Genomic DNA, 23855 nt, shown 5'->3' with positions numbered 1-23855 from the left:
CGACTGAGGGGGTCTTCGCCGCACCCATCAATCGGGCGCCAGCCGATAGCCGATCCCGCGCACCGTCTGCAGGTAGCGCGGGTTCTTCGGGTCGGGCTCGATCTTGCGGCGCAGGCGGGTGACCTGGACGTCTACGGCGCGGCCGGTGGCGTCGACCGTGTCGCGGGCCAGCTCCAGGCGGTCGACGGGAGCGTGGGCCGCCTTGGCCAGGCGGCGCAGCAGGGCGACCTCGGCCTCGGTCAGGCGGATCGGCTCGCCGTTCCGGGTCAGTTCGCCGCGCTCCGGCTCGAAGGCGCAGTCGCCCAGGCTGATGGCGCGAGGACCCGACGGCTTGGGCGCCGACCGGCGCAGGATCGACTCGATGCGCAGCAGAAGTTCTCGAGGTTCGAAAGGCTTGGCCAGGTAGTCGTCGGCTCCGTGGGTCAGGCCCTCGATCCGGTCGCTGGTCTGGTCGCGGGCGGTCAGCATCAGGATCGGCGTCTGGCCGGCCTCGCCGCCCCGGGCCCGCAGCCGCTTGGTGAACGAAAAGCCGTCCTCGCCGGGCATCATCACGTCCAGCACCAGCAGGTCGAAGTCCATGGATCCGGTCAGCCGGTCGGCGTGGGCGGCGTCGGCCGCGGCGCTGACGCGAAAGCCGGCGCGGGTCAGGAATTCCTTGAGCAGGGTGCGGATGCGGTCGTCGTCGTCGACGACCAGCAGGTGGCGGTCCGCGCGTTCTTCCGGCGTCATAGCGCATCCCGACGATTGAGGCCGACGCCCTGGCGCGGTCCGGCCAGGGCGGCCAGGATCCGGCGCGCGCCCGCCACCCCGTCCAGGCCGCCGGTGCGGTAGGCGCGGCCCAGCAGGGTGCGCAGGCGCTCGGCCACCCTGTATTCGAAGGCCATCCCCTCGGGGGTCAGCTCGGCGGGGCGACGACGGGCGTCCAGGTCGCCGGCCGCCTTCTGCGCCAGGTTCAGCCGCTGCAGGTCGGCCAGGGTCTTGCTGGCCGCCTGCTTGGACAGGCTGGTCAGTTTCGAAAGGTCCTGCACCCCGAGACCCGGCCGGCGGCGCAGCAGGAAGGCGGCCCGCCAGTGCGAGCGGCCCAGGCCCGGACCTTCGCCCTCAAGGGCCGCATCGACCGCCGCCCACAGGCCCGCCTCGGCCAGCAGCAGCAGCTCCAGCCCGCCGTCCAGCTGTTCCTCGCCGAGGATCAGGCGCGGATCGGTCGAGCCGCCGGACATCCCTGCGGTCGGGCCCCCGGGTGGTCCCGATGAAAGCGGCCCAGCCATCAGCTTGCGTCCATTTTATTTGACCTTCCGCGGCTCGGAGCGTCTAAGAACCGGGTTCCAAATAAGGAGGTCTTTGACCGATGTCTCTCGTTCCCTTCGATGATCGCGATGGTTGGATCTGGCTCGACGGCCAGTTCGTCGCCTGGCGGGACGCGAAGGTGCACGTATTGACCCACGGCCTACATTACGCCTCGTCGGTGTTCGAAGGCGAGCGGATGTACGGCGGCGAGATCTTCAAGCTGACCGAGCATACCGAGCGCCTGTTCAAATCGGCCGAAATCCTCGATTTCAAGATCCCCTACACGGTGGAGCAGATCGACGAGGCGTGCAAGGCGACCGCCGCCAAGAACGGCCTGACCGACTGCTATGTCCGGCCCATCGCCTGGCGCGGCAGCGAGATGATCGGCGTCTCGGCCCAGCAGACCAGGATCCACGTGGCCATCGCCGTATGGGAATGGCCCAGCTATTTCGACCCGGCGACCAAGGCCAAGGGCATCCGCCTGACCTGGGCCAAGTACGACCGCCCGGCCCCGAACACCATCCCGACCGCCGCCAAGGCGGCCGGGCTCTACATGATCTGCACCATCTCCAAGCACGCCGCCGAGAAGGACGGCTACGCCGACGCGATGATGGTCGACTATCGCGGCTATATCGCCGAGGCGACCGGGGCCAATGTGTTCTTCGTCAAGGACGGCGTGCTGCACACCCCGACCCCGGACTGCATCCTGAACGGCATCACCCGCCAGACGGTGATCCAGATCGCGCGCCAGCGCGGAATCGAGGTGGTCGAGCGCCATATCGAGAAGTCGGAACTGGCGAGCTTCACCGAGTGCTTCATCGTCGGCACCGCCGCCGAGGTCACCCCGGTGTCGGAGATCGGCGAGTTCCGGTTCACCCCGGGCGCGCTGTCGTTGTCTCTGATGGACGAATATGCCCGCCTGGTGCGGCGGGAGCTGGTGGCGGCCTGAGGGCCGGGTTCCAGCGTTGAATTGAAAATCCCGGAGCGCCTGGCGCTCCGGGATTTTTTTGTGTCTGGACGCTGGCGTCAGACCAGCCAGGTCAGGGGTCTGGGATAGGCCTCGCCCTTCAGCAGATAGACCAACCCCATGATGCAGCGGACCACGAAAAACACGCCGATCGCGCCCATGATCGCGCCGCCGACGATCAGCATCGGGATGCCGATCAGCAGCACCGCCAGGGCCAGGCCGACCAGGAACAGGGCCAGGCCGATCAGGAACCACCAGATCGACAGCCAGAAGGTGCGGATCGCGAAGGTGTAGTGGCTGGCGTTGATCGGCCCGGCGGTCTCGCGGTTGAGGTAGGCGACGATCAGACCGGCCAGGAAGGTCAGGCCGTTGGTGAAGCCCAGCAGGTACAGGGCGTAGACCACGATCGGCAGGACCTTGTCCTCCTCGGCGCGGTCGGGGGCGGTGGGGGCGGCGTCGCTCATCAGATCATCCAGTTGCGCGGCGTGGGATAGGCCTGGGTCTTCAACAGCCAGGACAGGCCGAGGATGCATCGCACCGCCACCCAGATGCCGACCGCCGGCAGGATCACGAAGCCGATTCCCACCGGCGTCAGCACAAGACCGATCAGGCCGAACAGCAGCGACAGCCAGAAGGTGCGGATCTGGAAGACGTAGTGGCTCTGGATCCACTCGGGCGCGGCGCCCTTGCTGACATAGGCCAGGATCACCCCGACCACCGAGGTCATGCCGGCCGAGACCAGGGCGGCTAGATAGAGGGCGTAGACCACCACGGGCATGGTCTTGTCGTCCTGCAGCGCGGGCGGGACGGCGGGATCGGGAGCAGGGTCGGTCTGGGTCATGGAACGATGGTCGCGAAAAACGGCGACCAACGCAAATGAAGGTCCTGTCAGGCTGGACGGCGTCTAGCCGCCCGGCAGCAGATCCTCGGGAAGGGCGTGCGGGTCCAGGCCGTGGCCGCGTCCCAGCCAGGGCAGGGCGGCGGCCAGCAGGATCAGCAGGAAGGCCAGGCGGGCGGCGATGGCGATGGCCATGCCGGCCATGTGCGGGCTGAAGGCCAGCAGCAGCATCACCGCCGTGCCGAAGCCCAGCAGGCCCATCACCCAGGTCAGGCCCTCGCGCGGCGCCATGGCGCCGGCCAGTTCGAAGCGGGCGCGGGGCGCCAGGTCGGCCGCCACCGCCGCCACGGCGCGGGCCAGCAGCGAGAAGCTGGCCAGCCGGTCGTCAAAGCGGCCGGGGCCGACGTAGCTCTGCGCGGTCAGGATGGTCTTGCGGCGGCCGAAGCTCAGGGTCAGCACCCGGCGGCGACCGCCGGAACGCGGCCTGGCCAGGCGGAAGACTGTCAGGCCGGCCAACGGAAAGCGCTGTTCACGAGGTCCCCGGCGCTCGACCAGCTCCGCGCCCTCCAGCGTCCAGACCGTCTCGGGTTGGAATGGGGAAAGGCGGGCGCGGTGCGACAGCTCGCTCATGACCGGCGGCTCACCCCCGGACGGCGGTGATTTCCACGCCGGCCGCCGCGGCGTGGGGCGCCAGGGCCAGGGGCTTTTCGACCCGCACCCGGGCGCGGGTCACGCGGCCGTCGGCGAAGCTGGCCTGGGCCAGGCGTTCGGCGAAGGTCTCGACCAGATCGATATGGCCCTCGGCGGCGATGGCTTGCGCGGCCTGCAGGATGGTCTCGTAGTTGACGGTGTCGCCCAGCGCTTCGCAGTGGCTGGCGGCGACATCCAGCTCGACGTCAATGACCAGGGGCTGCTGGCGGCCGTGCTCGTGGTCGTAGACCCCGATCCAGGCGTCGACCTTCAGGCCGCGCACGAACACCTTGGTGACGATCACCCGGGCCGGCGTCGGCTGGGGAGCCGTGTTCGGAGCGTTGGTCAGGGGTTGGGCGGCCACGGCGACTCTCAGGAACCGATGATGTCCGGCGTGCGCCAGCCCAGATGCTGACCCGCGTCGACCGCGATCATCTGGCCCGTGACCGCCTTGGCGTCAATGAGGTAGCGCAGGGCCGCGGCGATGTCGTCCGGCGAAACGGCCCGTTCCAGCGGCGTGCCGGCGGCCTCGCGCTCGAACTCGCCGGGCGCCTGGTGCGTCGAGGCCAGGGTCGGACCGGGGCCGATGGCGTTGACGCGGATGCGCGGCGCCAGGTCCTGGGCCATGGTCCGGGTGACCCACCACAGGCCGGCCTTGGACAGGCTGTAGCTGAAGAACTGCGGATTGGGCCGCAGGACGCGCTGGTCGACGATGTTGACGATCTGGCCTGGCTCCTCGGCGGGCAGGGCGGCGGCGAAGGCCTGGGCCAGGACGACCGGGGCCCGCAGGTTGGCGTCCAGATGCGCGTCCCAGCTTTCGCGCGTCGCGGTGGCCAGGCGGTCGTCCTCGAAGGTCGAGGCGCTGTTGACCAGCAGGGTGACAGGGCCCAGGGCCTGGGCGATGCGCGGGATCAGGGCGGCGGTCTGGGCTTCGTCCGCCAGTTCGGCGTCGAGGACGACGGCGCGGCGACCCAAGGCGGCGACCTCGTCGGCCACGGCCTGGGCGTCGGCGCGGCCCGTGCGGTAGTGGACGGCGACGTCGAACCCCGCCCGCGCCGCCTCCAGGGCGAGGACGCGGCCGATCCGGCGGCCGGCGCCGGTGACCAGGGCCGCGCCGCGGGTCATGGTCTTAGTCGAAACGGCCGAACTCGAACTTGTTGAGGCCGAGGATGACCGCCAGGAAAATGGCGATGACGCCGATCGCGAGCATGAGCGTGGGTCCGTTGTCGGATTGAAAGACAATGCCGGCTTTAACGGGGGGCGAGGCTCGCCGCAAGGCTGGCGACCGCCAAAGCTCGTCCGGATCGCCGGATGACAGAGGAAGGACCAGGCCGTACGCTTGCGTCATGCTCTGGCGTCGTCGCGTCGAACCTTTCACCCGTCCCTTGGTCTATGCCTGGTTCCGCTGGCGGCGGGGCCTGACGCTGGGGGTGCGCGGCGTGGTCACCGACGCCGAGGGGCGAGTGCTGCTGATCGAGCATACCTATGTCCATGGCTGGCACCTGCCGGGCGGCGGGGTCGAGCGCGGCGAGACGGCGGAGACGGCGGTGATCCGCGAGCTGCAGGAGGAGGCCGGCGTGCGCGTGCTGGGGCGGCCGACCCTGGTCTCGGTCCACAGCAACGAGCCGCGCCATCCGGGGGACCACGTGCTGGTCTACCGCGTCCACGCCTGGGAGCCCTGCGCCGCCAGCGCCCAGGGCGAGATCCACCGGGTCGGCTGGTTCGCGCCCGACGCCTTGCCGGCCGAGGTTACCCCGGGCAATCGCCAGCGGATCGCCGAGGTCTTCCACGCCGCCGACCGCGATCCCATGTGGTGACGCGAGGGCGGCCGACGATCGCCCCTTCCCCAGTGATCAATGATCATTAAAATGGATGTTTGAACGAGGGCCGCCGTCCGTCCGGACGTGAACCGCCCCAGCCCGGAGGAGCACGGCATGCGCGACTACCTGAAGTTCTACATCGACGGTCAGTGGGTCGAGCCCAAGGGTTCCACCACGGTGGACGTGATCAATCCCGCCACCGAGGCCGTCGCCGGCCGGGTGACGCTGGGCGCGGCCGAGGATGTCGATCTCGCGGTCCGCGCCGCCCGCAAGGCCTTCGCCAGCTACTCCCAGACGAGCCGCGAAGAGCGCGTCGACCTGCTCGAGCGGATCATCGCCGAATATCAGAAGCGCTTCGAGGACATGGCCAAGGCCATCACCGAGGAGATGGGCGCCCCGTCGTGGCTGGCCCAGCGGGCCCAGGCGGCCATGGGGATCGCCCACGTCCAGACCGCCCTGCAGGTGCTGAAGGACTATCGCTTCGAGGAGGATCGCGGCACGACCCGGCTGGTCAAGGAACCGATCGGGGTCTGCGCCTTCATCACGCCGTGGAACTGGCCGATCAACCAGATCGCCTGCAAGGTCGCGCCGGCCCTGGCCACCGGCTGCACCATGGTGCTCAAGCCCTCGGAAGTGGCCCCGTTCTCGGCCTGGGTCTGGACCGAGATCCTGGCCGCCGCCGGCGTGCCGGCCGGGGTCTACAACCTGGTCAACGGCGACGGACCGACGGTGGGCGCGGCGCTGAGCTCGCACCCCGAGGTGGACATGGTCTCGTTCACCGGCTCGACCCGGGCCGGGATCGAGGTGGCCCGCAACGCCGCTCCGACCGTCAAGCGCGTGCACCAGGAGCTGGGCGGCAAGAGCCCCAACATCATCCTCGACGACGCCGACTTCCAGAAGGCCGTCGGCGGCGGCGTGGCCTCGGTGATGATGAACTCGGGCCAGTCGTGCAACGCTCCGACCCGGATGCTGGTCCCGCAAAAGCGCATGGACGAGGTGATCGCCATCGCCAAGGCCGCCGCCGAGGCCCACACGGTGGGCGACCCGAACGGCAATTCCAAGCTCGGGCCCGTGGTCTCCGAAGTGCAGTGGAACAAGATCCAGGGCCTGATCCAGAAGGGCGTCGACGAGGGCGCGACCCTGGTCGCCGGCGGTCCGGGCAAGCCGGAAGGGCTGGAGACCGGCTACTACGTCAAGCCGACCGTGTTCGCCAACGTCACCTCGGACATGACCATCGCCAAGGAAGAGATCTTCGGTCCGGTGCTGGCCATCCTCGGCTATGACGGCGTGGACCAGGCGGTCGAGATCGGCAACGACACCGAATACGGCCTGGCCGCCTATGTCTCGGGCGCCGACCAGGACCAGGTGCGCGCGGTGGCCTCGAAGCTGCGGGCCGGCCAGGTGATCCTGAACGGCGCCGGCCCCGACCTGATGGCCCCGTTCGGCGGCTACAAGATGAGCGGCAACGGCCGCGAATGGGGCGACCACGCGTTCGGCGAGTTCCTGGAGACCAAGGCCGTGCTGGGCTATTCGGCCAGGCAGGCGGCGGAGTAGAACGCCTCATCGCGATCCGGAGCCGGGGACGCGCACTTGTGCGTGTCCCCATCCACGGAGCGCCACATTAGGTTTGGGGACACGCACGAGTGCATGTCCCCGGTCGCTACTCTGTCGCCCCTTCCACATAGGCCGGCCAGGCCAGCGCGCCGCGATCCAGCACGATGGTCTTGTCCGAATAGCCCATGGCCATCAGCCCCGCCGGCTTGGCGGGAATGGCCGAGACGCCGCGCGGCCAGCCGTCGCGGATCTCGACCACGGCCACCTCGACCTTGCCGGCCGGACGGGCGGTGAAGCTGAGGGTGACGCCGTTGGGATCGGGCGCGTGGTAGCTGAGGCTGGACCATTCGCCGGCCTGGGTGGGCAGGGCGATCGGCCGGCCGTTCAGGCGCGGCTCGTGCAGGGCGATGCTGGGCCGCAGGCGCAGGGTCAGGACCTCGGCCCCGGCCGTGGGCACGGCGCGCACCAGCAGGCGGTCGCCGGCCCGGTCGATCGACAGCACCGGCCGCTCGACCGGCAGCACGGGGGTCGGGGCCATCCACACAGGCTCGCGGTACAGCGGCGGATAGGCCTGGCGCACCGGCCGGGCGTCGTTGTCCGACAGCACCACCCGCGACCAGGGATCCAGACGCGGTTGCGGCGACACCCGCCAGGCCGTGCCCGTCGAGAGGTCGGCCAGGTGGCTGGCCTCGACGATTTGCGGCCGGGTCGGCCCGCCGTCGTCCAGGCCGGCATAGACCAGCAAGCCCGCGCCCGCCGCCACGGCGACGCCGGCGAAGGCCGGGGCCCAGCGATAGGCGGCGAAGTCGAAGGCCAGGGGCAGCAGGGCCGGGGCGGCGAGGATCGCGAACGCCGCTAGCACCGCAGGCTCGGTCAGGCCCACGCCCGCGAAGGTCCAGGCCCCCCACGCGCCCAGCTGGGCGACGACGGCGATGGCGATCAGAGCGACCACCAGGGTCAGGACCCAGGCGACACGGCGGTCGCGGGTCCCGCCGACGGCCATGACCAGGGCGGCCGCCAGGCTGGCGGCCAGCAGCGGCCAGGCCAGCATCACCGAGCCGCCCGGCAGCAGGGCCTGCACCGCGACCGCCAGGCCCAGCACGACCAGCAGCGCGCCCAGCCAGGCGCCGAACACCCCCACGCCCTTGCCCAGGCTCAGCCAGGCCAGGACGACGACCGCGACGCCGAGGCCCAGGCCGATCTGGTCGAAGCCGCCGATCAGGCTGCACGCGCCGCCGGCCGCCAGGCCGGCCAGGCTGATCCAGATGCGACCCCAGACCCCGCCGGCGCCCCGCGCCTGCAGGGTCAGGACGGTCAGGCACACCCCGATCAGCAGGATCCCCGCGCCGGGCAGCAGCAGGTTGAACTGGCCCAGCATCGCGTAATAGCGCTGCTGGTCGCCGATCCCGATCAGCCGGCCCGCCAGGTGCAGGGCCAGCACCGCAGCGGATCCCAGCAGCAGGAAACCGGCGATCCCGCGCAGGATTTCGACGAAGGTCACGGCCTTACCGCGCAGGGCGCGAAAGCCGGTGAACAGGATCAGCACGCCCGCCACCGCCAGGATCGCCCAGCCGACATTCACCGGATAGGCCACCAGGACCCGGGCCAGGACATCGGAATAGATCAGGTCCGGCGACTTCGAGGGCAGGGTCGCGCCCATGGCCAGGGCTCGAACGGCGGGCAGGGCCTGGTCGCCCAGGTTCTGCAGGCTGCCCTGGTCCAGATGCTCGGGCGTGGCCAGCGGCGTGTGATAGGCCAGCTGGTCGTCAATGAAGGCGAAGTTCAGCCCCGGCAGGCCCTTGCGCAGGGCGTGGGTGAGGTCGGTGTCGTTGGGCATCCGCGCATAGATGGCGGCGGCCAGCGAATTGGCGGTCGGCTGACGGGCCGCGCCGGCGTAGAGGCGGACCAGGTCGCCGCTGTCGGGACCGGTCTGGAACATGGCCGCCCGCCCGGCGTCGCCCCGGGCCTCCAGGTTGACCACCACGCCCACATGCTCGCGCAGCGGGTCGCGGGCGAAGAAGGCCTCGGCGCCCAGCAGGCCCGGCTCCTCGCCGTCGGTGAACAGGAAGATCACATCGCGAGCCGGGGCGGGGCCGGCCTTCAGGGCGCGTGCGATTTCCAGGGCGGCGGCGACCCCGGCCGAGTCGTCGGCGGCGCCGGGCGAGTTGTGGACGGTGTCGTAGTGGCTCATCACCAGCACCGCCGGGGCGTCGCCGTTCGTCCCCGGCAGGGTGGCGACGATGTTCTGGACGGCGCCGACGGCCACCGAACGGGGAGACCACCTGGCCGCCTCGCGCACCCCCTCGCCCGGCCGCACCAGCACCTTCAGCCCCAGGCCGTTGATCCGCGAGAGCAGATGGTCGCGCACCCGGACGATCTCGGCGGAGCCGATCGGATGCGGCTTGCGGCCGATGGCGCGGACGTCGGCCATGGCGCGGCCGGCCGAGAACTGATCGGCGGGGGCGTTGGCCGGCAGGGGCGGGGGCGTTCGCAGGGCCAGGTTGGCGATCGCCAGGCCCAGCAGCAGACAGACCCAGACGCCGAGCAGCCGGATGGTCTTCATGCGATGGGCCTCCCGCAGCGAATCCCCCACCGCAGGGTGGGGCGCTTCGGGGTTCGAGGAAAGCTTGGTTAAGGGCGAAAAAGAGCCCAACGAAAAGGGCGACCCGGTCGCCCGGATCGCCCTTCCGCCTTCTGTCCTTGTCTCCGCCCTTCCGACTTTCGCCGAGGGGGCGGATCCCCGGATCTAATACTTGGCCCGCAAGGTCAGGCCGTAGGTGCGCGGCGCGCCCAGGAACGCGTCGTAGGTGATGGTGTCCAGCGCCGGGTTGTAGATCTTGTTCGTGGCGCTCAGGCCCGACGAGCCTTGCAGGGTGCCGTTGAACGCCACCTGCAGGTACTTCTCGTTCAGCAGGTTCTGGCCCCACAGCTCCACGGTCCACTTGTCGTCCTGCGAGCCGATGCCGATCCGGCCGTTCACCACGGTGAAGCCGCTCTGGATCTTCGGCGGGAACAGGTCCGAACCCGTGTTGTAGTTGGAGGTGTACTTGGCGCCGATGTTGGCGCGAGCCTTGAGGCTGGCGCCGATCGGGCGTTCGTAGGTCGCCGAGAACGAGGCGGAGTGCTCCGGCGCCAGCGACATCCGGTTGCCCGGCAGCTGCGACAGGGCGTTGGTCGGGTCGTTGGCCACCGGCTGGTCGCCGTACTCGGTCTTGGAGTAGCTGTAGCCGCTCTGGATCGACAGGCCGTGCACCGGGGTGAACCACAGGAAGTCGACGTCGACGCCCTTGGAGGTCACTTCCTCGATCGAGCGCACCGCGAACGAGGTGCCCAGGAACGTGTTCAGCTGGAAGTCGCTGAACTTTTGATAGAAGCCCGTGACGTTGAACAGCACCGTGCGGTCGAACAGGGTGTTCTTCAGGCCGACTTCATAGCTGTCGACGAATTCGGCCGGGAACGAAGTGTCCTTGATCGGCACGACGCCCAGGCTGCCGCTGGGCAGACCGTTGGACGACTGGGTGCGGTCCAGGTTGAAGCCGCCGCCCTTGTAGCCGCGGGCGTAGGAAGCGTAGCTGAAGACCTGCGGCGAGAAGCGGTACGAGGCCTTGATGGTGCCGCTCCATTCCTTGTCCGAACGCTTCTGATTGGTGCCGCGGCCGTTGAACAGCGGATTGGCCCAGGGCAGGCAGAGGTTGCCGATCACCGTGCCGGCGTTGGCCGCCCCGACGATGCCGGCGATGCGGGCCTGGCCGGCCGGCGACATGGCGGTGGCGCAGGCGACGCCGCCGTCGCTGTTGGTCTGGTAGGTGTCCAGGTCCTTCTTGTCGATCGAGTAGCGCAGGCCGGCCGTGATGTCGAAGGCGTCAGTCACGTGCCAGGTGTTGTTGGTGAAGCCGGCGACGGTGGTGGCGCGCTGCTTGTACTGGTCGCGCAGGCCTTGGCCGCCGACGAAGCTGGTGTTGGGTGCGCGGTTCAGCAGCAGGGCGATGAAGTTGGGGATGCCGCCGGTGGCGGGGGACGCCGAAAGCGACAGCAGGCGACCCAGATACTGTTCGTAGTTGTTGCCGTAGAGGAAGTTGGCCTTGTTATCCAGGTGCTCGTCGGCCAGGAACGCGCCGACCAGCCAGTCGAACTTGTCCGTCTGGCCCGCCAGACGGATTTCCTGGCTGAATGTGGTGAACTCGCTGTAGTTGGTGCCGTCCTTGTTGCGATAGGCGATGTCGGCGGTGCTGAAATCGGAGTCCTGGCCGTTGTCGGTGCGCCAGTTGCGGATGGCCGAGATCGAGGTGATCTCGCCGAAGTCGGTGTCGATCACGCCTTGCAGCGACACGCCCTTGTCCTCGATCGACGACGGCGCGCCGCGGTTCGAATAGGCGACGCGGGCGTAGGGATCGGCGGTGGCGGCCAGAGCTGGACCGCCATTCACCAGGGCCAGGATGCCAGCGGTCGGGCCGGTGCGGATCTGCACGGCGCCGCAGCAGTTCTCGTCGCGCTTGGTGTAGTCGGCGATCAGCCGGAAGGTCGACTTGTCGTCCGGCACGAACAGCAGCTGGCCGCGGACGGTGTAGAAGCCCTGGTCGGCGTCCTCGTCCCGGTCGCTGGGGCCCTTGCCGGTGACCACGTCGTTATAGCCGTCGCGCTCGCGCGCGGCCACGTACAGGCGGGCGGCCAGGGTCTCGCTGCCGAACAGCGGCCCGGTCACCGAGGCGGCCAGGCCGTGGGCGTTGAAGTTGCCGATCGTCGCCTCGGCCTCGGCGCCGAAGCCGAATTCCGGCTCCTTGGTGACGATGTTGATGACGCCGGCCGAGGTGCTCTTGCCGAACAGCGTGCCTTGCGGGCCCTTCAGGACCTCGATGCGCTCCATCTGGCCCAGGTCGCCGAAGCCGACGCCGTTGCGCGGGCGATAGACGCCGTCGATCACCACGCCGACCGAGCTTTCCAGGCCGGGATTGTCGCCGACCGTGCCGACGCCGCGGATGCGGGCGGTGGTCGAGGCTTCCGACGAGGTCGAGGTGACGGTCAGGCCGGGGGTCAGGATCGTCAGGTCCTTGATGTTCTTGACGCCGGTGTCCTGCAGCAGCTTGGCGCTGACCGCGGTGACCACCACGGGCACGTCCTGCAGGTTCTGCTCGCGCTTCTGGGCGGTGACGACGATGCTGTCGACGGTGGGGATTTCGGTATCCTGGGCGGCGGTTTGGGCCTGAGCCGCCAGCGGGGTCAGACCGGCGAGCACGACGGCGGACGCCGTGCCGCAAAGCACCTGTGTAAAGCGCATTTCCTACCTCGGTTCGTTTTATGGCTTGAGCGCTTGCGCCGCCCCCGCCTTTTGATTTGGTCTTGACCCGAACGATTGTTCGAATTGACACGCAAGGGTTACGGTTCCGCTGGTGTCTCGGCAAGGAGAAACCTTATGGATTAACGGTTCGAGAACGGCTGTTGCGTGGAAGCGACAGCGTTCGGCGACCATCCCCAACCTTCCGCCGGCCTGCAAATGAGGTCGGCGCGCTTGCGTCCGGCGGCCGGGCGGCTCATGTCCCCGCCATGCCCGTCTCCGCCGCCTATCGCCCCGACCCGGTCTTCACGCGCTTGGGGGGCGAGTTCGCCGATCCCGTGACGCCCGCGCCGTTCCCGCAGACCCGCCTGCGGTTTCGCAACGACCGCGCCGCGGCGAGCGTGGGGCTGGAGGGCCTGACCGAGGCCGAGTGGCTGGCGCATTTCGCCCGTTTCGCGCCGCTGCCGGACAACCAGCCGGGGCCGCTGGCCATGCGCTATCACGGCCATCAGTTCCGCAGCTACAATCCCGACCTGGGCGACGGGCGCGGCTTTCTGTTCGCCCAGCTCCGGGAGGCCGGCAGCGGCCGGCTGCTGGACCTGGCCACCAAGGGCTCGGGCCAGACGCCGTGGTCGCGGGCCGGCGACGGGCGGCTGACCCTGAAGGGCGGGGTGCGCGAGATCCTGGCGGCCGCGATGCTGGAGGCCCTGGGCGTTCCGACCTCCCGCGCCTTCTCCCTGGTCGAGACCGGCGAGGCCCTGGTACGCGGCGATGAGCCCAGTCCCACCCGTTCGGCCGTGCTGACCCGCCTGTCGCACAGCCACATCCGGTTCGGGACCTTCCAGCGCCAGGCCTTCCTCGAGCGGCGGGACAACATCACCGTGCTGGTCGACCATGCGGTCGAGACCTACTTTCCGGACGTCGCCGACCAGCCGGACCGGCCGAAGGTGCTGCTTGAGCAGGCGGTCGCCGCCAGCGCCCGTCTGCTGGCCCGCTGGATGGCGGCCGGCTTCGTGCACGGGGTGCTCAACACCGACAACATGGTCGTGACGGGCGAGAGTTTCGACTACGGCCCCTGGCGGTTCCTGCCGAGGAATGACCCCAACTTTACCGCCGCCTATTTCGACCATTCGGGCCTCTACAGCTTCGGCCGCCAGCCCGAGGCGGTGTTCTGGAACCTGCAGCAGCTGGCCGGCTGCCTGGCTCTGGTCACCGACGACGCCGGCCTGATCGCGACGCTCAACAGCTTCTCCGACCTCTATCGCGACGCCCTGCGCGCCGCGATGCTGGACCGCCTGGGCCTGAAGAGCCGCTCGGCCGAGGACGACATCGATCTGGTCCAGGCCGCGTTCACGGCGCTGGCGGCCGGCGGCGAATCATTGCGCTGGGAGCCGTTCTTCTTCGACTGGTTCGGCGGCGAGGCGTCGCAAGTCCGCGCCCTGGCCGGTCCGCGCGCGGACCTCTACGGCCAGGAAGCTTTCCTCGACTTCCGCCGCCGGCTGTCGGCGTTCGAGCCCGAGCGCCCCGAACGCCTGGAAAGCCCTGTTTTCAAGGGGGTGGAGCCCGAAGAACTGCTGATCGACGAGGTCGAGGCTCTGTGGGCGCCGATCGCCGAGGTCGACGACTGGTCGCCGCTTGAGGAAAAACTGGCCCGAATAGAGGCCGTTCGTGTCGCCTACGCTTTGGGAGACTGACATACGGGTGAGACATATCTGCCGCATGCTGAGCTTTTCCGACGCGGATCCTCGGTTCGTAGGAACAAACGTCAAGCTTCGGCCTTATCTGGGCTGAAACTCGCCTCGCGAACGAACTGGCCTGTGGAGAATTTCGCATGCGTTTCTTCCAACCCGTGATGCTGGTCTGTGCGGTCGCCATGTCGTTCATCGGCGCCCTGGGCCTGCCGGGCTGCGCCCGCGCCATTGGCGAGTGCCTGAGCGACAAGCACGAGATGGCTTGATCGATCCTCCCCTTTTGGGGAGCATCTATTTAGCTCACCCCAGCCAAGGCGCGGTCGCCATCCGCTTGGCCAGGAACGCGATCAGCACCTCCACCCTTGCCGGCCGGATCGGGCTGGGCGGGGTGACCAGGTGCAGGGCGATCGGCGGCGGGGCCCAGTCGGGCAGAACCTCCTCCAGCAAACCACTCTTGATGTCTTCCCAACTCAGGAAGTCCGGCTGCATGGCCAGGCCCAGGCCGGCCAGCAGAGAGGGACGCAGGATGTCGGCGTTGTTGACCCGCAGGGGCGAGGGCACGCTGACCGCATATTGTCCGTGCTCGGCGTGCTCGAACCGCCAGACGTCTCGTGAGCGGCCGCCGGTGTAGAACAGGCCGTGGTGGGCCGTCAGGTCCTTGGGATGGCCGGGCCGGCCGTGTTTGTCGAAATAGGCCGGCGCGCCGACCAGCATCACCCGCACCGGACACAGCCGTCGGGCCAGCAGGCTGGAATCCTCCAGGGCCGAGATTCGCAGGGCCAGGTCGAAGCCCTCCTCGACGATGTCGACCAGCTGGTCCGACAGCGACAGCTCGACCGAGACCTCCGGATAGAGGGCGAAGAATTCCGGCAGGGCCGGTCCCAGATGGGCGACGCCGAACGACATCGGCGCGGCCACCCGCACCAAGCCGCGCGGGGTGGCCGACTGGGCCGAAGCCTCGGCCTCGAGCGCCTCGCCCTCGGCCAGGATCCGCGCCGCGCGGTCCAGCGAGGCGCGGCCGGCCTCGGTCAGGGACAGCCGCCGGGAGGTGCGATGGAACAGCGTCGCTCCCAGTCGCGTCTCCAGCCGGCCGACGGCCTTGGAGACCGTGGCCTTGGACAGGTTCAGCTGCTGCGCGGCCCCGACGAAAGAGCCGGTCTCGGCCACCTTGGCGAACACGGCCCAGGCCTCGAAGTCGGGAAGTTTCATGGCGCGGCGCTTTCTTCGCTCGTTCGGCGTTCATCGACGAGGGGAGGGGTGAATAAAAATGGAAACGGTAAGTTTCGATCATTTCCATTTCGGAGCAGCGCGCAAGAGGCCATCTTCTCCTCAACAGAGACGGCCATCCGGCTTCGTCTCCAGGAGACAAGACGATGATCGACGTTCGAACCTTCGACAGCCTGGGCGGCGCCAACCACGGTTGGCTGGACGCCAAGCATCACTTCTCGTTCGCCGACTACCACGACCCTTCGCGCGTCCACCACGGCGCCCTGCGGGTGTGGAACGACGACACCATCGCGGCCGGCACGGGCTTTCCGTCCCACCCCCACGCCGACATGGAGATCATCACCTATGTCCGCGAAGGTGCGATCACCCACCAGGACAGCCTGGGCAACAAGGGCCGCACCGAGGCGGGCGACGTTCAGGTGATGAGCGCCGGCACCGGCATCCGCCACTCCGAGTACAATCTGGAAAGCACCGCGACCAAGATCTTCCAGATCTGGATCATTCCCAACAAGCGCGGCGAAGGTCCGGCCTGGGGCGCCAAGCCCTTTCCCAAGGGCGACCGCAGCGGCCGCTTCGTGGCCCTGGCCAGCGGCTTCGAAGGTGACGCCGACGCCCTGCCGATCCGCACCGACGCCCGCGTGCTGGGCGCGACGCTGAAGGCGGGCGAGACGACCGAGTACGCGATCGGCGCCGACCGCAAGGGCTATCTGGTGCCGTCGACCGGCAAGGTCGAGGTCAACGGCGTGGCTTTGAACACGCGCGACGGCGCGGCCATCCAAGACGAGGCCGTGATCCGCGTGAAAGCGTTGGAAGACGCCGAACTGGTGCTCGTCGACGCCGCCTAGTCCTTCTTTCCCGAGCGGGGACAGGCGCATGCGCCTGTCCCCGGCTGCATCTCAAACCTGGATTATCAAGGAGCTTCTCATGGCCAAGGTTCTCGTCCTCTACTATTCCGCCTACGGCCACATCGAGGCGATGGCCAACGCCGTGGCCGACGGCGCCCGCGCCGCCGGCGCGACCGTCGACGTCAAGCGCGTGCCGGAACTGGTCCCGCAGGAGATCGCGGTGAAGTCGCACTACAAGCTGGACCAGGCCGCGCCGGTCGCCACGATCGCCGAGCTGGAGAACTACGACGCCATTATCGTCGGGGTCGGCACCCGCTTTGGGCGCATGGCCTCGCAGATGGCCAACTTCCTCGATCAGGCCGGCGGCCTGTGGGCCCGCGGCGCGCTGAACGGCAAGGTGGGCGCGGCCTTCACCTCGTCGGCCACCCAGCACGGCGGCAACGAGACCACGCTGTTCTCGATCATCACCAACCTGCTGCACTTCGGCATGACCATCGTCGGCCTGCCCTATAGCCATCAGGGCCAGATGACCCTGGAGGAGATCACCGGCGGCGCGCCCTACGGCGCCACCACCATCGCCGGCGGCGACGGCTCGCGCCAGCCCAGCGAACTGGAGCTGGCCGGGGCCCGCCACCAGGGCGAACTGGTCGCCAGGACGGCGGCCAAGCTGTTCGGCTAGAGCAAATCGCGCGATATAGGAACCGCACGACTTGCTCTAGATTTTTGTTTTCGCATCGCTTTTGCGGAAAACCGGCATCCACTTTTCCGCGATGCTCTAGATACTCGACCCGAGCCCTCGCGGCCGTTCGTCCTCTCTAAGAACCGCGTCGCCAACGACCGGCCGGCTCCCTGCGGAGCCGGCCGGCTTTGTTTTCAGGGCGGGCGCGGACTTCTTCCTGAGAAAAACAACCTAAGAGGAAAAATATTAAAAACTGTTACCAGAAGGTGCATTTCTGCACGTCCAGATGGGCTGGCGCCTGTTACACAATCATAAGTAGCTTAAATCCCCTCTCACATCCAAAGGATGCGCCGGGCCGAGCCGCGCGGACGCGTCCGTCAACCAACTCATCAAGGGAGAGTAAGCGATGGCCTATGATGCTGATGCTGCCGCCGTGGGCATTTCCCAGGTCTACTGGGACAAGGGCCTGAAATATTTCACCGCCGGCGACGACGCGACCACCGCGATCCAGAACCTGTACCTGGACTGGAAGCCGCCGTTCGACCTGGGATCGCTGGCCGCGATCATCGGCGCTCTTTACGCCGACACCTACTGGGCCGCCCTGCCCAGCGACGGCCAGCGGATGTCGGTCACCCAACTGGCCAACGACCTGAGCGCCGCGATCGGGGTCAACCTGTCGGACGCGACCCGGGCGGCGCAGTTCGCCTTCTCGCGCTGGTACGGCCTGTTCGTGCGGGGCAACATGGCCAACAGCGGCGAGATCCCCAAGCAGGGCACGCTGACCGCCAGCCCCGACGTGCTGGTCAACGGCGCGTCGCCGATGATCCCCCGGCTGATCATCACCAACTGGAACCAGGACACCTGGGGGCCGAAGCCTGGCCTCAAGAACTACGCCTACGGCCGGTCCCAGAGCCTGAACATCGGCGTGCCGATCACCCAGCCGACCGTGCGGATGTACTATACCGACGCCGGCTTCGTGCCGCCGCCCAGCAGCTGGATCCAGGTCTTCACCTATGACGATCAGCTGGAAAGCTCGCCGCTGGTCGACATCAACGGCGGCCAGACCCTGGTCCCGGGAACCCGGTCGGCTAGCAAGCTGGCGTTCGGGGTCAATTTCCCCGGCACGGGCCACTACTGCATGATCACGGCGGCGGCGTCGGAATACTTCACCAACAAGCCCAACGCCGGCCAGGGCAACTGGGATTCCGCGACTTGGCTGCAGTGCAACGGCGCGGCCGGCTGGCACAATCTCGACGTCTCCAGCACTGGCGAGGCGTTCCTGAAGTTCTATAACCAGGACGACAGCGCCGAGCGCTTCGCGTTCGAGGCCCACTGCCACCAGGTGGACAAGGGCGCCCGGGTGTCGCTGGCCATCGACGGCCTGCTGCGGTCGACCGAAGCGGCGATCACCGCCGACTACCAGGTGGTCAGCGCCGAGATCGAGGCCCCGCCGCATCACGTCGGCGAGCTGGCGGTGCGGTTCGGCAAGCTGCCGCCGGGCTCCTCCGTGACCTTCTACAAGTACTGGGTGCTGCCGGTCGGCCATCCCTACCACCCGCACGCCGCCAGGCTGGTGGGCGACTTCGACGCCCTGGTCTCGGGCCAGCCGGTCCGCGTGCCGATGGGCGACTACACCTTCGTCGGCCCCGAAGACTAACGGGACCACGAGGCGAAGCCGGGCGGGCGCGGCATGTCCGCGCCCGCTGCGCCTTGGACGCGGCGGCCTCAGCCCGTCCGCGTCATCTTGAAGATGCCCTGGGCGTTGCCGCTGTCGAACCGCAGGTCCAGCCGTTCCACGCCGGCCTCGTCCATGAAACGGTCGCGCGAGATGAACTCGTGGAACGAGCCGGGGACGGTCAGGGTCACCTCGCCGGCGTCGGTGACGAACACCCGCTCGACCGGCTGGGCCTTGAACGCCGTCTGGCGCACGCGGCCCGAACCCGAGACCTCGACCTTGTCCTTGACCGGCCGGCCCAGGCCTTTCTGGCCTTCCGCCACGGCCTCGACGTCGGCCACCCGGTCGGTGGCGTGGTTGAAGGCCTGGCCCTCGGTGGCGATCCAGGCGGCCTCGGCGGACTCGGCCAGCAGGGCCTGGTAGTGCTCCAGCCGCAAGGCCCCGTGGGTGCGCTCGAAGGCGGCCACGACCTGGGGCAGGGCGGCGCGGGCCGCGTCCAGGTCGCAGGCCCCCTCGGTGGCGAACGCGGCCAGGGCCCGCTGGGCCTCGACGCCCAGGGCGTCGGCGGTGGAGTCGAACACCGCGTGGGCGATCACCTGGAAGGCCGGCGAGAACCGCTCGACGTGCAGTTCGCTGACGAAGAACTGCGGGATCGCCTCGGGACGGTCCAGGTGGGCGTAGGCCCGGCCGGTCATCTTCAGGCGGTCCAGCGGATAGAGGTCGGCGACCTGGTAGCCCAAGGGTTCGAGGATCCGCGCGAACGCCAGGTGGCCGGCGGGCAGGGCGCCGGTCGGAGCACTGTCACCGAAGTCGATCGTGCGCAGGGCGCCGTGGTCGAACAGCACCTTGCAGCCCGCCGCCCGGCGTTCGGCCACATAGGCCGCGCCCAGCGGCACGCGGCCCATGATGTCGTGGAACAGCACCGCGTTCAGCGCCATGGCGAACACCGCGCGCGAGACCGGCCCCTCGGCCTCGGCTGCCAGGGGCGGGGCGATATCCAGCACGTCGAGGATCGTGGCGGCGGCCTTCTGGCCGACGGCCGAGGCGACGAGAGTGGCGAGATGGCTCATGGGGTGGTCCGGTTATGGGCGGGAGCGATGTTGGGAGGCGGCGTCGAGGCTTACACGTTGAAGGTGACCCCCTGCGCCAGGGGCAGGGTGGTCCCGTAGTTCACGGTGTTGGTGGCGCGGCGCATATAGGTCTTCCAGCTGTCGGAACCCGCCTCGCGGCCGCCGCCGGTCTCCTTCTCGCCGCCGAACGCCCCGCCGATCTCGGCGCCTGAGGGGCCGATATTGACGTTGGCGATGCCGCAGTCGCTGCCCTGCGCCGACACGAACAGCTCGGCCTCGCGGACGTTCAGCGTGAAGATCGACGACGACAGCCCCTGGGCCACGTCGTTCTGGGCGGCGATGGCGTCGGCCAGATCGCTGTAGCGCATCACGTAGAGGATCGGCGCGAAGGTCTCGGACTTCACGATCTCGGCCTGATGGTCGATCTCGACCAGAGCGGGGGTCACGTAGAAGGCGTCAGGCCCGTCGATGGCGACGCGGTCGCCGCCGATCACCCGGCCGCCGGCCGCGCGGGCCTGGTCGAGCGCCGACTGCATGGCCTCGAACGCGGCCCTGTCGATCAGCGGGCCGACCAGAACCCCGGCCGCCCGCGGGTCGCCCACCGGCACGGTGGGATAGGCGCTCTTCAGCCGACCGACAAAGACCTCGTAGACGCTGTCATGGACGAACAGGCGCCGCAGGGTGGTGCAGCGCTGGCCCGCCGTGCCCATGGCCGCGAAGGCCACGCCGCGCAGGGTCAGGTCCAGGTCGGCCGACGGGGCGACGATGGCGGCGTTGTTGCCGCCCAGCTCCAGCAGGGCGCGGGCGAAGCGGGCGGCCAGCTTCGGCGCCACCGTCCGGCCCATGGCCGTCGAGCCGGTGGCCGAAACCAGCGGAACCTTGGGATGGTCGACCAGGGCCTCGCCGACCGCGCGATCGCCAATCAGCAGCGTCGACAGGCCGGCCGGGGCGTCCGGACCGAAGCGAGCGACGGCGCGCGCGAACAGGGCCTGGGTCGCCAGGGCGACCAGCGGGGTCTTCTCCGACGGCTTCCAGACGACGCTGTCGCCGCAGACCAGGGCCAAGGCCGCGTTCCACGACCAGACCGCGACCGGGAAGTTGAAGGCGCTGATCACCCCCACCACGCCCAGCGGATGCCAGGTCTCCATCATCCGGTGCGACGGGCGCTCGGTGGCCAGGGTCAGGCCGAACAGCTGGCGCGACAGGCCCACGGCGTAGTCGCAGATGTCGATCATCTCCTGCACCTCGCCCAGGCCCTCGGAGACCACCTTGCCGGCCTCCAGGGTCACCAGGGCGGCGAGGTCCGCCTTGGCGGCGCGCAGTTCCTCGCCCAGCAGGCGCACCAGTTCGCCGCGGCGTGGGGCGGGGACCTTGCGCCAGGCGAGGTAGGCCTCATGGGCGGCGTCGATGGCGGCGATGGCTTCCGCGGGCGTGTGCTCGCGCAGATGAGCCAGCGTCTCCCCGGTGACCGGCGAGCGCGCAGCCAGGGTCCCGCCGTCCAGGGCGGCGGAGTCGACGCCGAGGCGGTCGAGGATGGCGCGGGCTTCGGGGATGGCGGAGGGCAGGGGGGGCATGCTGGTAGTCCTGGAAATCTATTCTCTGATCCGCTCATCCCGGCGAATGCCGGGACCCAGATCCCATGGCGGTGTGTCGGGCTGGATCAGCTCTGAGTTCGAGGAACCCGGCTCTGAGCCATTCCATCTGGGTCCCGGCATTCGCCGGGATGAGCGGACGAAGTAAAGGTCATTGTTCAATTGATCTCGGTCGGAGGGCCGAGACGAACGCTCGCCGAGCTCGTCCCGAACACCGCCGCCACCGCCGCCGAATAGTCCTGGACGAGACGCGGCGTGAACCGGTCATAGGCGTCCTGGAAGGCTCGGCCCAGGCCGTGCTCGCCGCTGAAGCTGGCGCCGAAGCCGTCGACGGCCAGGGTCAGCACCGCCTCGCGCAGGGCCGCGCGCCTCTCGGGGTCATTGGCCTTGTCGGCCGGCCCGACCAGGTTGAAGTGCACCCCGCCGTCCGCCACGTGGCCGAAATCGCACAGGGCGTAGTCGGGGAAGTCGGCCTCCAGCATCAGCACGGCCTCGCGGCGGAAGCGGGCCAGGTCGCGGCGGCGGAAGCTGAGGTCGAAGCCGACGACCGGGCCGCTGGCCCGCAGGCCTTCCGACAGCGCATGGCGCAGGGCCCACATCCTGTCGACTGGCCCGAACAGGGCGTCGATCAGCAGGCCGTCGTCGCGCTCCAGCAGGTCGGCCGCGATCTGCTGCAACATCTCGTCCAGCGGGGCCTCGCCCTCGCGCGGGGCCCAGGTCCGGGTCAGCTCGACCAGCACGGCGTAGTCGGGAACGCCGCCGGCGAACGGGTTGCTCAGCGACGGAACATGGTCGATGGCCCGGGTCATGGCCGCGCGCGACATGCCCTCGAAGGCGGTCAAGGTCGAGCCCGCCTCGACCTCGAAGGCCTGTAGCAGCGGCGGCACCGCGTCGAGATCGCGCGGGACCAGCAGGGCGGCGGCGGTCTGGCGCGGGCGGTGGTGAACCTCGACGGTGACTTGGGTGATGATCCCGAAAGCGCCGCAGCCGCCGACGAACAGCTGGCGCAGGGCGACCGCGGCGTTGTCCTTGCGCAGGCCGTGCGAGAGCTGCAGCACCGTGCCCGCCGCGTCGGCCAACACCACCTCCAGCCCCAGCACGTGACGGCGCATGTCGCCATAGCGCAGGAACCTCGCCCCGCCGGTATTGGTGGCCGCCATGCCGCCCAGGGTGGGATCGGCGCCCAGGTCGATCGGCAGGAACAGGCCGTGCGGCTCCAGCGCCGCGTTCAGGGTCGACAGCCGCACGCCGCCGCCGACCGTCGCTGTGCGATCGCCCGGGTCGATCTCCAGCGGCCCGGTCAGGCGGTCCAGCGACAGCACCAGGTGCGTCCCGCTGGCGTCCGGCGTCGAGCCCTCGGCCAGGCCGGTATTGGCGCCCTGCGGCGTGAACCTCAGGCCGTGGCGCACGCAATAGCCGACCACCGCCGAGACCTGCGTCGTCGTGGCTGGCCGCATGACCGCCGCCGCCGTCCCGCCGGCGTAGCGGGCCGGGGTTTCATAGGCCGCGCGGTCGGCCGGATCCGTGATCAGGCCGCCGGGCCCGACCAGGGCGGCCAGCGCGTCTTGGTGAACTTGGTCCAGCACGGGGCAAACTCCAGGGGCGGACATCATCTTCGCCGTTCCGTCGAATCCTAGTGGCCGGATCGTCGGTTTGACGGCAGGATTTCGGCGAAATGCCGAAATAGGCCTGCATTATGACGATAGACGCCATCGACGAGAAGCTGATCGCCGCCCTGCGGGAGAACGGCCGGGCCTCGACCGCCGACCTCGCCCGGAGGGTCGGCCGCTCGCGCACCACCGTACAGAGTCGGATCGAGCGGTTGGAGCGCGACGGGGTGATCACCGGCTACACCGCCCGCCTCGCCCCCGACCATGCCCACGGGGCGGTGCGGGTGCACGTTATGATCAAGATCGGCCCCAAGGAGGCTCGCGCCGTCGAGGCGGCCCTGCGCGCCATCCCCCAGGTGCGGCTGCTGCACTCGGTCAGCGGCGACTACGACATGATCGCCATCGCCGCCACCGCCACGGTCGCCGAGATGGACCAGGTGCTGGACCGGATCGGCCACGTGGCCGGCGTCGAGCGCACCACGTCGTCGATCATCCTGTCGACCAAGTTCGACCGCTGACGCCCGCTTGCGCGACGACGGCGCTGATGGAAGATCGCCGCCGGGACGTCGTTCCCTCTTTTGCGTGACTTCTCGCCTTCCTCGTCAGATCGAATGGAGAAGACTATGCCCAAGAAATATACGGCCCAATGCGCGTGCGGCGCTGTGAAGTTCGCGTTCGACACCGACCCGACGTTCGTCGCCAACTGTCATTGCAACGATTGCAAGCGGGCCTCGGGCGGCGAGATGGCGACCTTCTTCGCGGTGCCGGCCGACGATTTCGACCTGCTCAGCGGCCAGCCCAAGGCGTTCCACTACGTGGCCAATTCCGGCAATGGGCTGGACCGGAACTTCTGTCCGGACTGCGGGTCGCGGGTCTTCACCAGCAATCTCGACGGCTTTCCCGGCGCGGTCTTCGTCCAGCTGGGCAGCCTGGATCGGCCGGACCTGATCGCGCCCAAGCTGGAGATGTTCACCACCCGCCGGCTGCATTGGAACGCGCCGCTGGACCTGCCGCAGTTCGACGGCATGCCGAACTGAT

Annotated in this window: 24 protein-coding genes; 10 read left to right on the top strand and 14 right to left on the bottom strand. The window is 69.1% G+C overall.

Annotation, left to right across the window (positions count from 1 at the left end):
* Positions 1-27 precede the first annotated feature (27 nt).
* On the bottom strand, positions 28-729 hold the full coding sequence (locus EV278_RS13955; RefSeq protein ID WP_132092375.1) for a response regulator: 702 nt from the start codon (positions 727-729) through the stop codon (positions 28-30).
* Entirely contained in the window at positions 726-1220 is a 495-nt protein-coding gene (locus EV278_RS13950) for a helix-turn-helix domain-containing protein (protein ID WP_132092372.1), read from the bottom strand. Before EV278_RS13950 ends, EV278_RS13955 begins: the two co-directional genes overlap by 4 nt.
* Before the next feature lie 128 nt (positions 1221-1348).
* Here EV278_RS13950 and EV278_RS13945 point away from each other — a divergent pair, with 128 nt between their 5' ends.
* The gene (locus tag EV278_RS13945) at positions 1349-2236 is read left to right on the top strand and encodes a branched-chain amino acid aminotransferase (protein WP_132092369.1); all 888 of its coding nucleotides are present in this window, start codon (positions 1349-1351) and stop codon (positions 2234-2236) included.
* Between the two features lie 77 nt (positions 2237-2313).
* Here the strand turns inward: EV278_RS13945 and EV278_RS13940 are convergent, their stop codons facing one another.
* From EV278_RS13940 to EV278_RS13915, 6 genes are all read right to left on the bottom strand, one after another.
* Positions 2314-2718, bottom strand: coding sequence for a hypothetical protein (locus EV278_RS13940; RefSeq protein WP_132092366.1), 405 nt, complete (start codon positions 2716-2718; stop codon positions 2314-2316).
* Positions 2718-3095 (bottom strand): hypothetical protein, encoded by a 378-nt coding sequence (locus EV278_RS13935; RefSeq protein WP_132092363.1) that lies wholly within the window; start codon positions 3093-3095, stop codon positions 2718-2720. The genes EV278_RS13940 and EV278_RS13935 overlap by 1 nt, the downstream gene beginning before the upstream one ends.
* 63 nt (positions 3096-3158) lie before the next feature.
* Positions 3159-3722 carry a hypothetical protein gene (locus EV278_RS13930; RefSeq protein WP_132092360.1) on the bottom strand — a complete coding sequence of 188 codons (564 nt, stop codon included), beginning with the start codon at positions 3720-3722 and terminating at the stop codon, positions 3159-3161.
* A gap of 10 nt (positions 3723-3732) precedes the next feature.
* On the bottom strand, positions 3733-4131 hold the full coding sequence (folB, locus tag EV278_RS13925; protein WP_132092760.1) for a dihydroneopterin aldolase: 399 nt from the start codon (positions 4129-4131) through the stop codon (positions 3733-3735).
* A 23-nt stretch (positions 4132-4154) separates the two neighbouring features.
* Positions 4155-4907, bottom strand: coding sequence for an SDR family oxidoreductase (locus tag EV278_RS13920; protein WP_132092357.1), 753 nt, complete (start codon positions 4905-4907; stop codon positions 4155-4157).
* Between the two features lie 4 nt (positions 4908-4911).
* The gene (locus EV278_RS13915) at positions 4912-5130 is read right to left on the bottom strand and encodes a hypothetical protein (protein WP_132092354.1); all 219 of its coding nucleotides are present in this window, start codon (positions 5128-5130) and stop codon (positions 4912-4914) included.
* Here EV278_RS13915 and EV278_RS13910 point away from each other — a divergent pair.
* Positions 5129-5599 carry an NUDIX domain-containing protein gene (locus EV278_RS13910; protein WP_132092351.1) on the top strand — a complete coding sequence of 157 codons (471 nt, stop codon included), beginning with the start codon at positions 5129-5131 and terminating at the stop codon, positions 5597-5599. The two genes, EV278_RS13915 and EV278_RS13910, sit on opposite strands and share 2 nt — an antisense overlap.
* Before the next feature lie 117 nt (positions 5600-5716).
* Positions 5717-7156: an aldehyde dehydrogenase family protein gene (locus tag EV278_RS13905; RefSeq protein ID WP_132092348.1), complete on the top strand. Its 1440-nt coding sequence runs from the start codon at positions 5717-5719 to the stop codon at positions 7154-7156.
* A 106-nt stretch (positions 7157-7262) separates the two neighbouring features.
* On the opposite strand, the gene EV278_RS13900 is transcribed toward EV278_RS13905, so the two are convergent.
* Together EV278_RS13900 and EV278_RS13895 are read right to left on the bottom strand one after the other, a co-directional pair.
* Complete coding sequence (locus EV278_RS13900) at positions 7263-9719, bottom strand: M20/M25/M40 family metallo-hydrolase (RefSeq protein ID WP_132092345.1); 2457 nt, start codon at positions 9717-9719, stop codon at positions 7263-7265.
* A gap of 183 nt (positions 9720-9902) precedes the next feature.
* A complete protein-coding gene (locus tag EV278_RS13895; RefSeq protein WP_132092340.1) occupies positions 9903-12431 on the bottom strand; it encodes a TonB-dependent receptor in 2529 nt (842 codons plus the stop codon).
* Positions 12432-12697: 266 nt separating this feature from the next.
* On the opposite strand from EV278_RS13895, the gene EV278_RS13890 reads away from it, so the two are divergent.
* Complete coding sequence (locus EV278_RS13890) at positions 12698-14122, top strand: protein adenylyltransferase SelO (RefSeq protein WP_132092338.1); 1425 nt, start codon at positions 12698-12700, stop codon at positions 14120-14122.
* 137 nt (positions 14123-14259) lie between these two features.
* Complete coding sequence (locus tag EV278_RS13885) at positions 14260-14385, top strand: hypothetical protein (RefSeq protein WP_007667460.1); 126 nt, start codon at positions 14260-14262, stop codon at positions 14383-14385.
* Between the two features lie 34 nt (positions 14386-14419).
* On the opposite strand, the gene EV278_RS13880 is transcribed toward EV278_RS13885, so the two are convergent.
* Positions 14420-15328: a LysR family transcriptional regulator gene (locus tag EV278_RS13880; protein ID WP_132092335.1), complete on the bottom strand. Its 909-nt coding sequence runs from the start codon at positions 15326-15328 to the stop codon at positions 14420-14422.
* Positions 15329-15492: 164 nt separating this feature from the next.
* Between EV278_RS13880 and EV278_RS13875 the strand changes: the two genes are divergently transcribed.
* The 3 genes from EV278_RS13875 (at position 15493) to EV278_RS13865 (ending at position 18527) form a co-directional block, all read left to right on the top strand.
* Positions 15493-16191, top strand: a complete 699-nt coding sequence (locus EV278_RS13875) for a pirin family protein (protein ID WP_132092332.1) — start codon at positions 15493-15495, stop codon at positions 16189-16191.
* A 79-nt stretch (positions 16192-16270) separates the two neighbouring features.
* Positions 16271-16870: an NAD(P)H:quinone oxidoreductase gene (gene wrbA / locus EV278_RS13870; protein WP_132092329.1), complete on the top strand. Its 600-nt coding sequence runs from the start codon at positions 16271-16273 to the stop codon at positions 16868-16870.
* 406 nt (positions 16871-17276) lie between these two features.
* Positions 17277-18527, top strand: coding sequence for a hypothetical protein (locus tag EV278_RS13865; protein WP_132092326.1), 1251 nt, complete (start codon positions 17277-17279; stop codon positions 18525-18527).
* A 68-nt stretch (positions 18528-18595) separates the two neighbouring features.
* Here EV278_RS13865 and EV278_RS13860 read toward each other — a convergent pair whose 3' ends face one another.
* The 3 genes from EV278_RS13860 to EV278_RS13850 form a co-directional block, all read right to left on the bottom strand.
* Positions 18596-19615 carry a DUF1338 family protein gene (locus tag EV278_RS13860; RefSeq protein WP_132092323.1) on the bottom strand — a complete coding sequence of 340 codons (1020 nt, stop codon included), beginning with the start codon at positions 19613-19615 and terminating at the stop codon, positions 18596-18598.
* A gap of 50 nt (positions 19616-19665) precedes the next feature.
* Positions 19666-21189, bottom strand: coding sequence for an aldehyde dehydrogenase family protein (locus EV278_RS13855; protein ID WP_132092321.1), 1524 nt, complete (start codon positions 21187-21189; stop codon positions 19666-19668).
* A gap of 176 nt (positions 21190-21365) precedes the next feature.
* Entirely contained in the window at positions 21366-22793 is a 1428-nt protein-coding gene (locus tag EV278_RS13850; protein ID WP_132092318.1) for an FAD-binding oxidoreductase, read from the bottom strand.
* A gap of 110 nt (positions 22794-22903) precedes the next feature.
* Between EV278_RS13850 and EV278_RS13845 the strand changes: the two genes are divergently transcribed.
* The gene (locus EV278_RS13845) at positions 22904-23335 is read left to right on the top strand and encodes an Lrp/AsnC family transcriptional regulator (RefSeq protein ID WP_132092315.1); all 432 of its coding nucleotides are present in this window, start codon (positions 22904-22906) and stop codon (positions 23333-23335) included.
* Between the two features lie 105 nt (positions 23336-23440).
* Entirely contained in the window at positions 23441-23854 is a 414-nt protein-coding gene (locus EV278_RS13840; protein WP_132092312.1) for a GFA family protein, read from the top strand.
* The last annotated feature ends 1 nt before the right edge of the window (position 23855 follow it).

Origin of the sequence: Caulobacter sp. BK020 (assembly GCF_004342605.1) — a bacterium.
Taxonomy (GTDB): domain Bacteria; phylum Pseudomonadota; class Alphaproteobacteria; order Caulobacterales; family Caulobacteraceae; genus Caulobacter.
The sequence above is the reverse complement of the archived record's forward strand: the minus strand, read 5'-3'. Positions and strand labels throughout refer to the sequence as shown.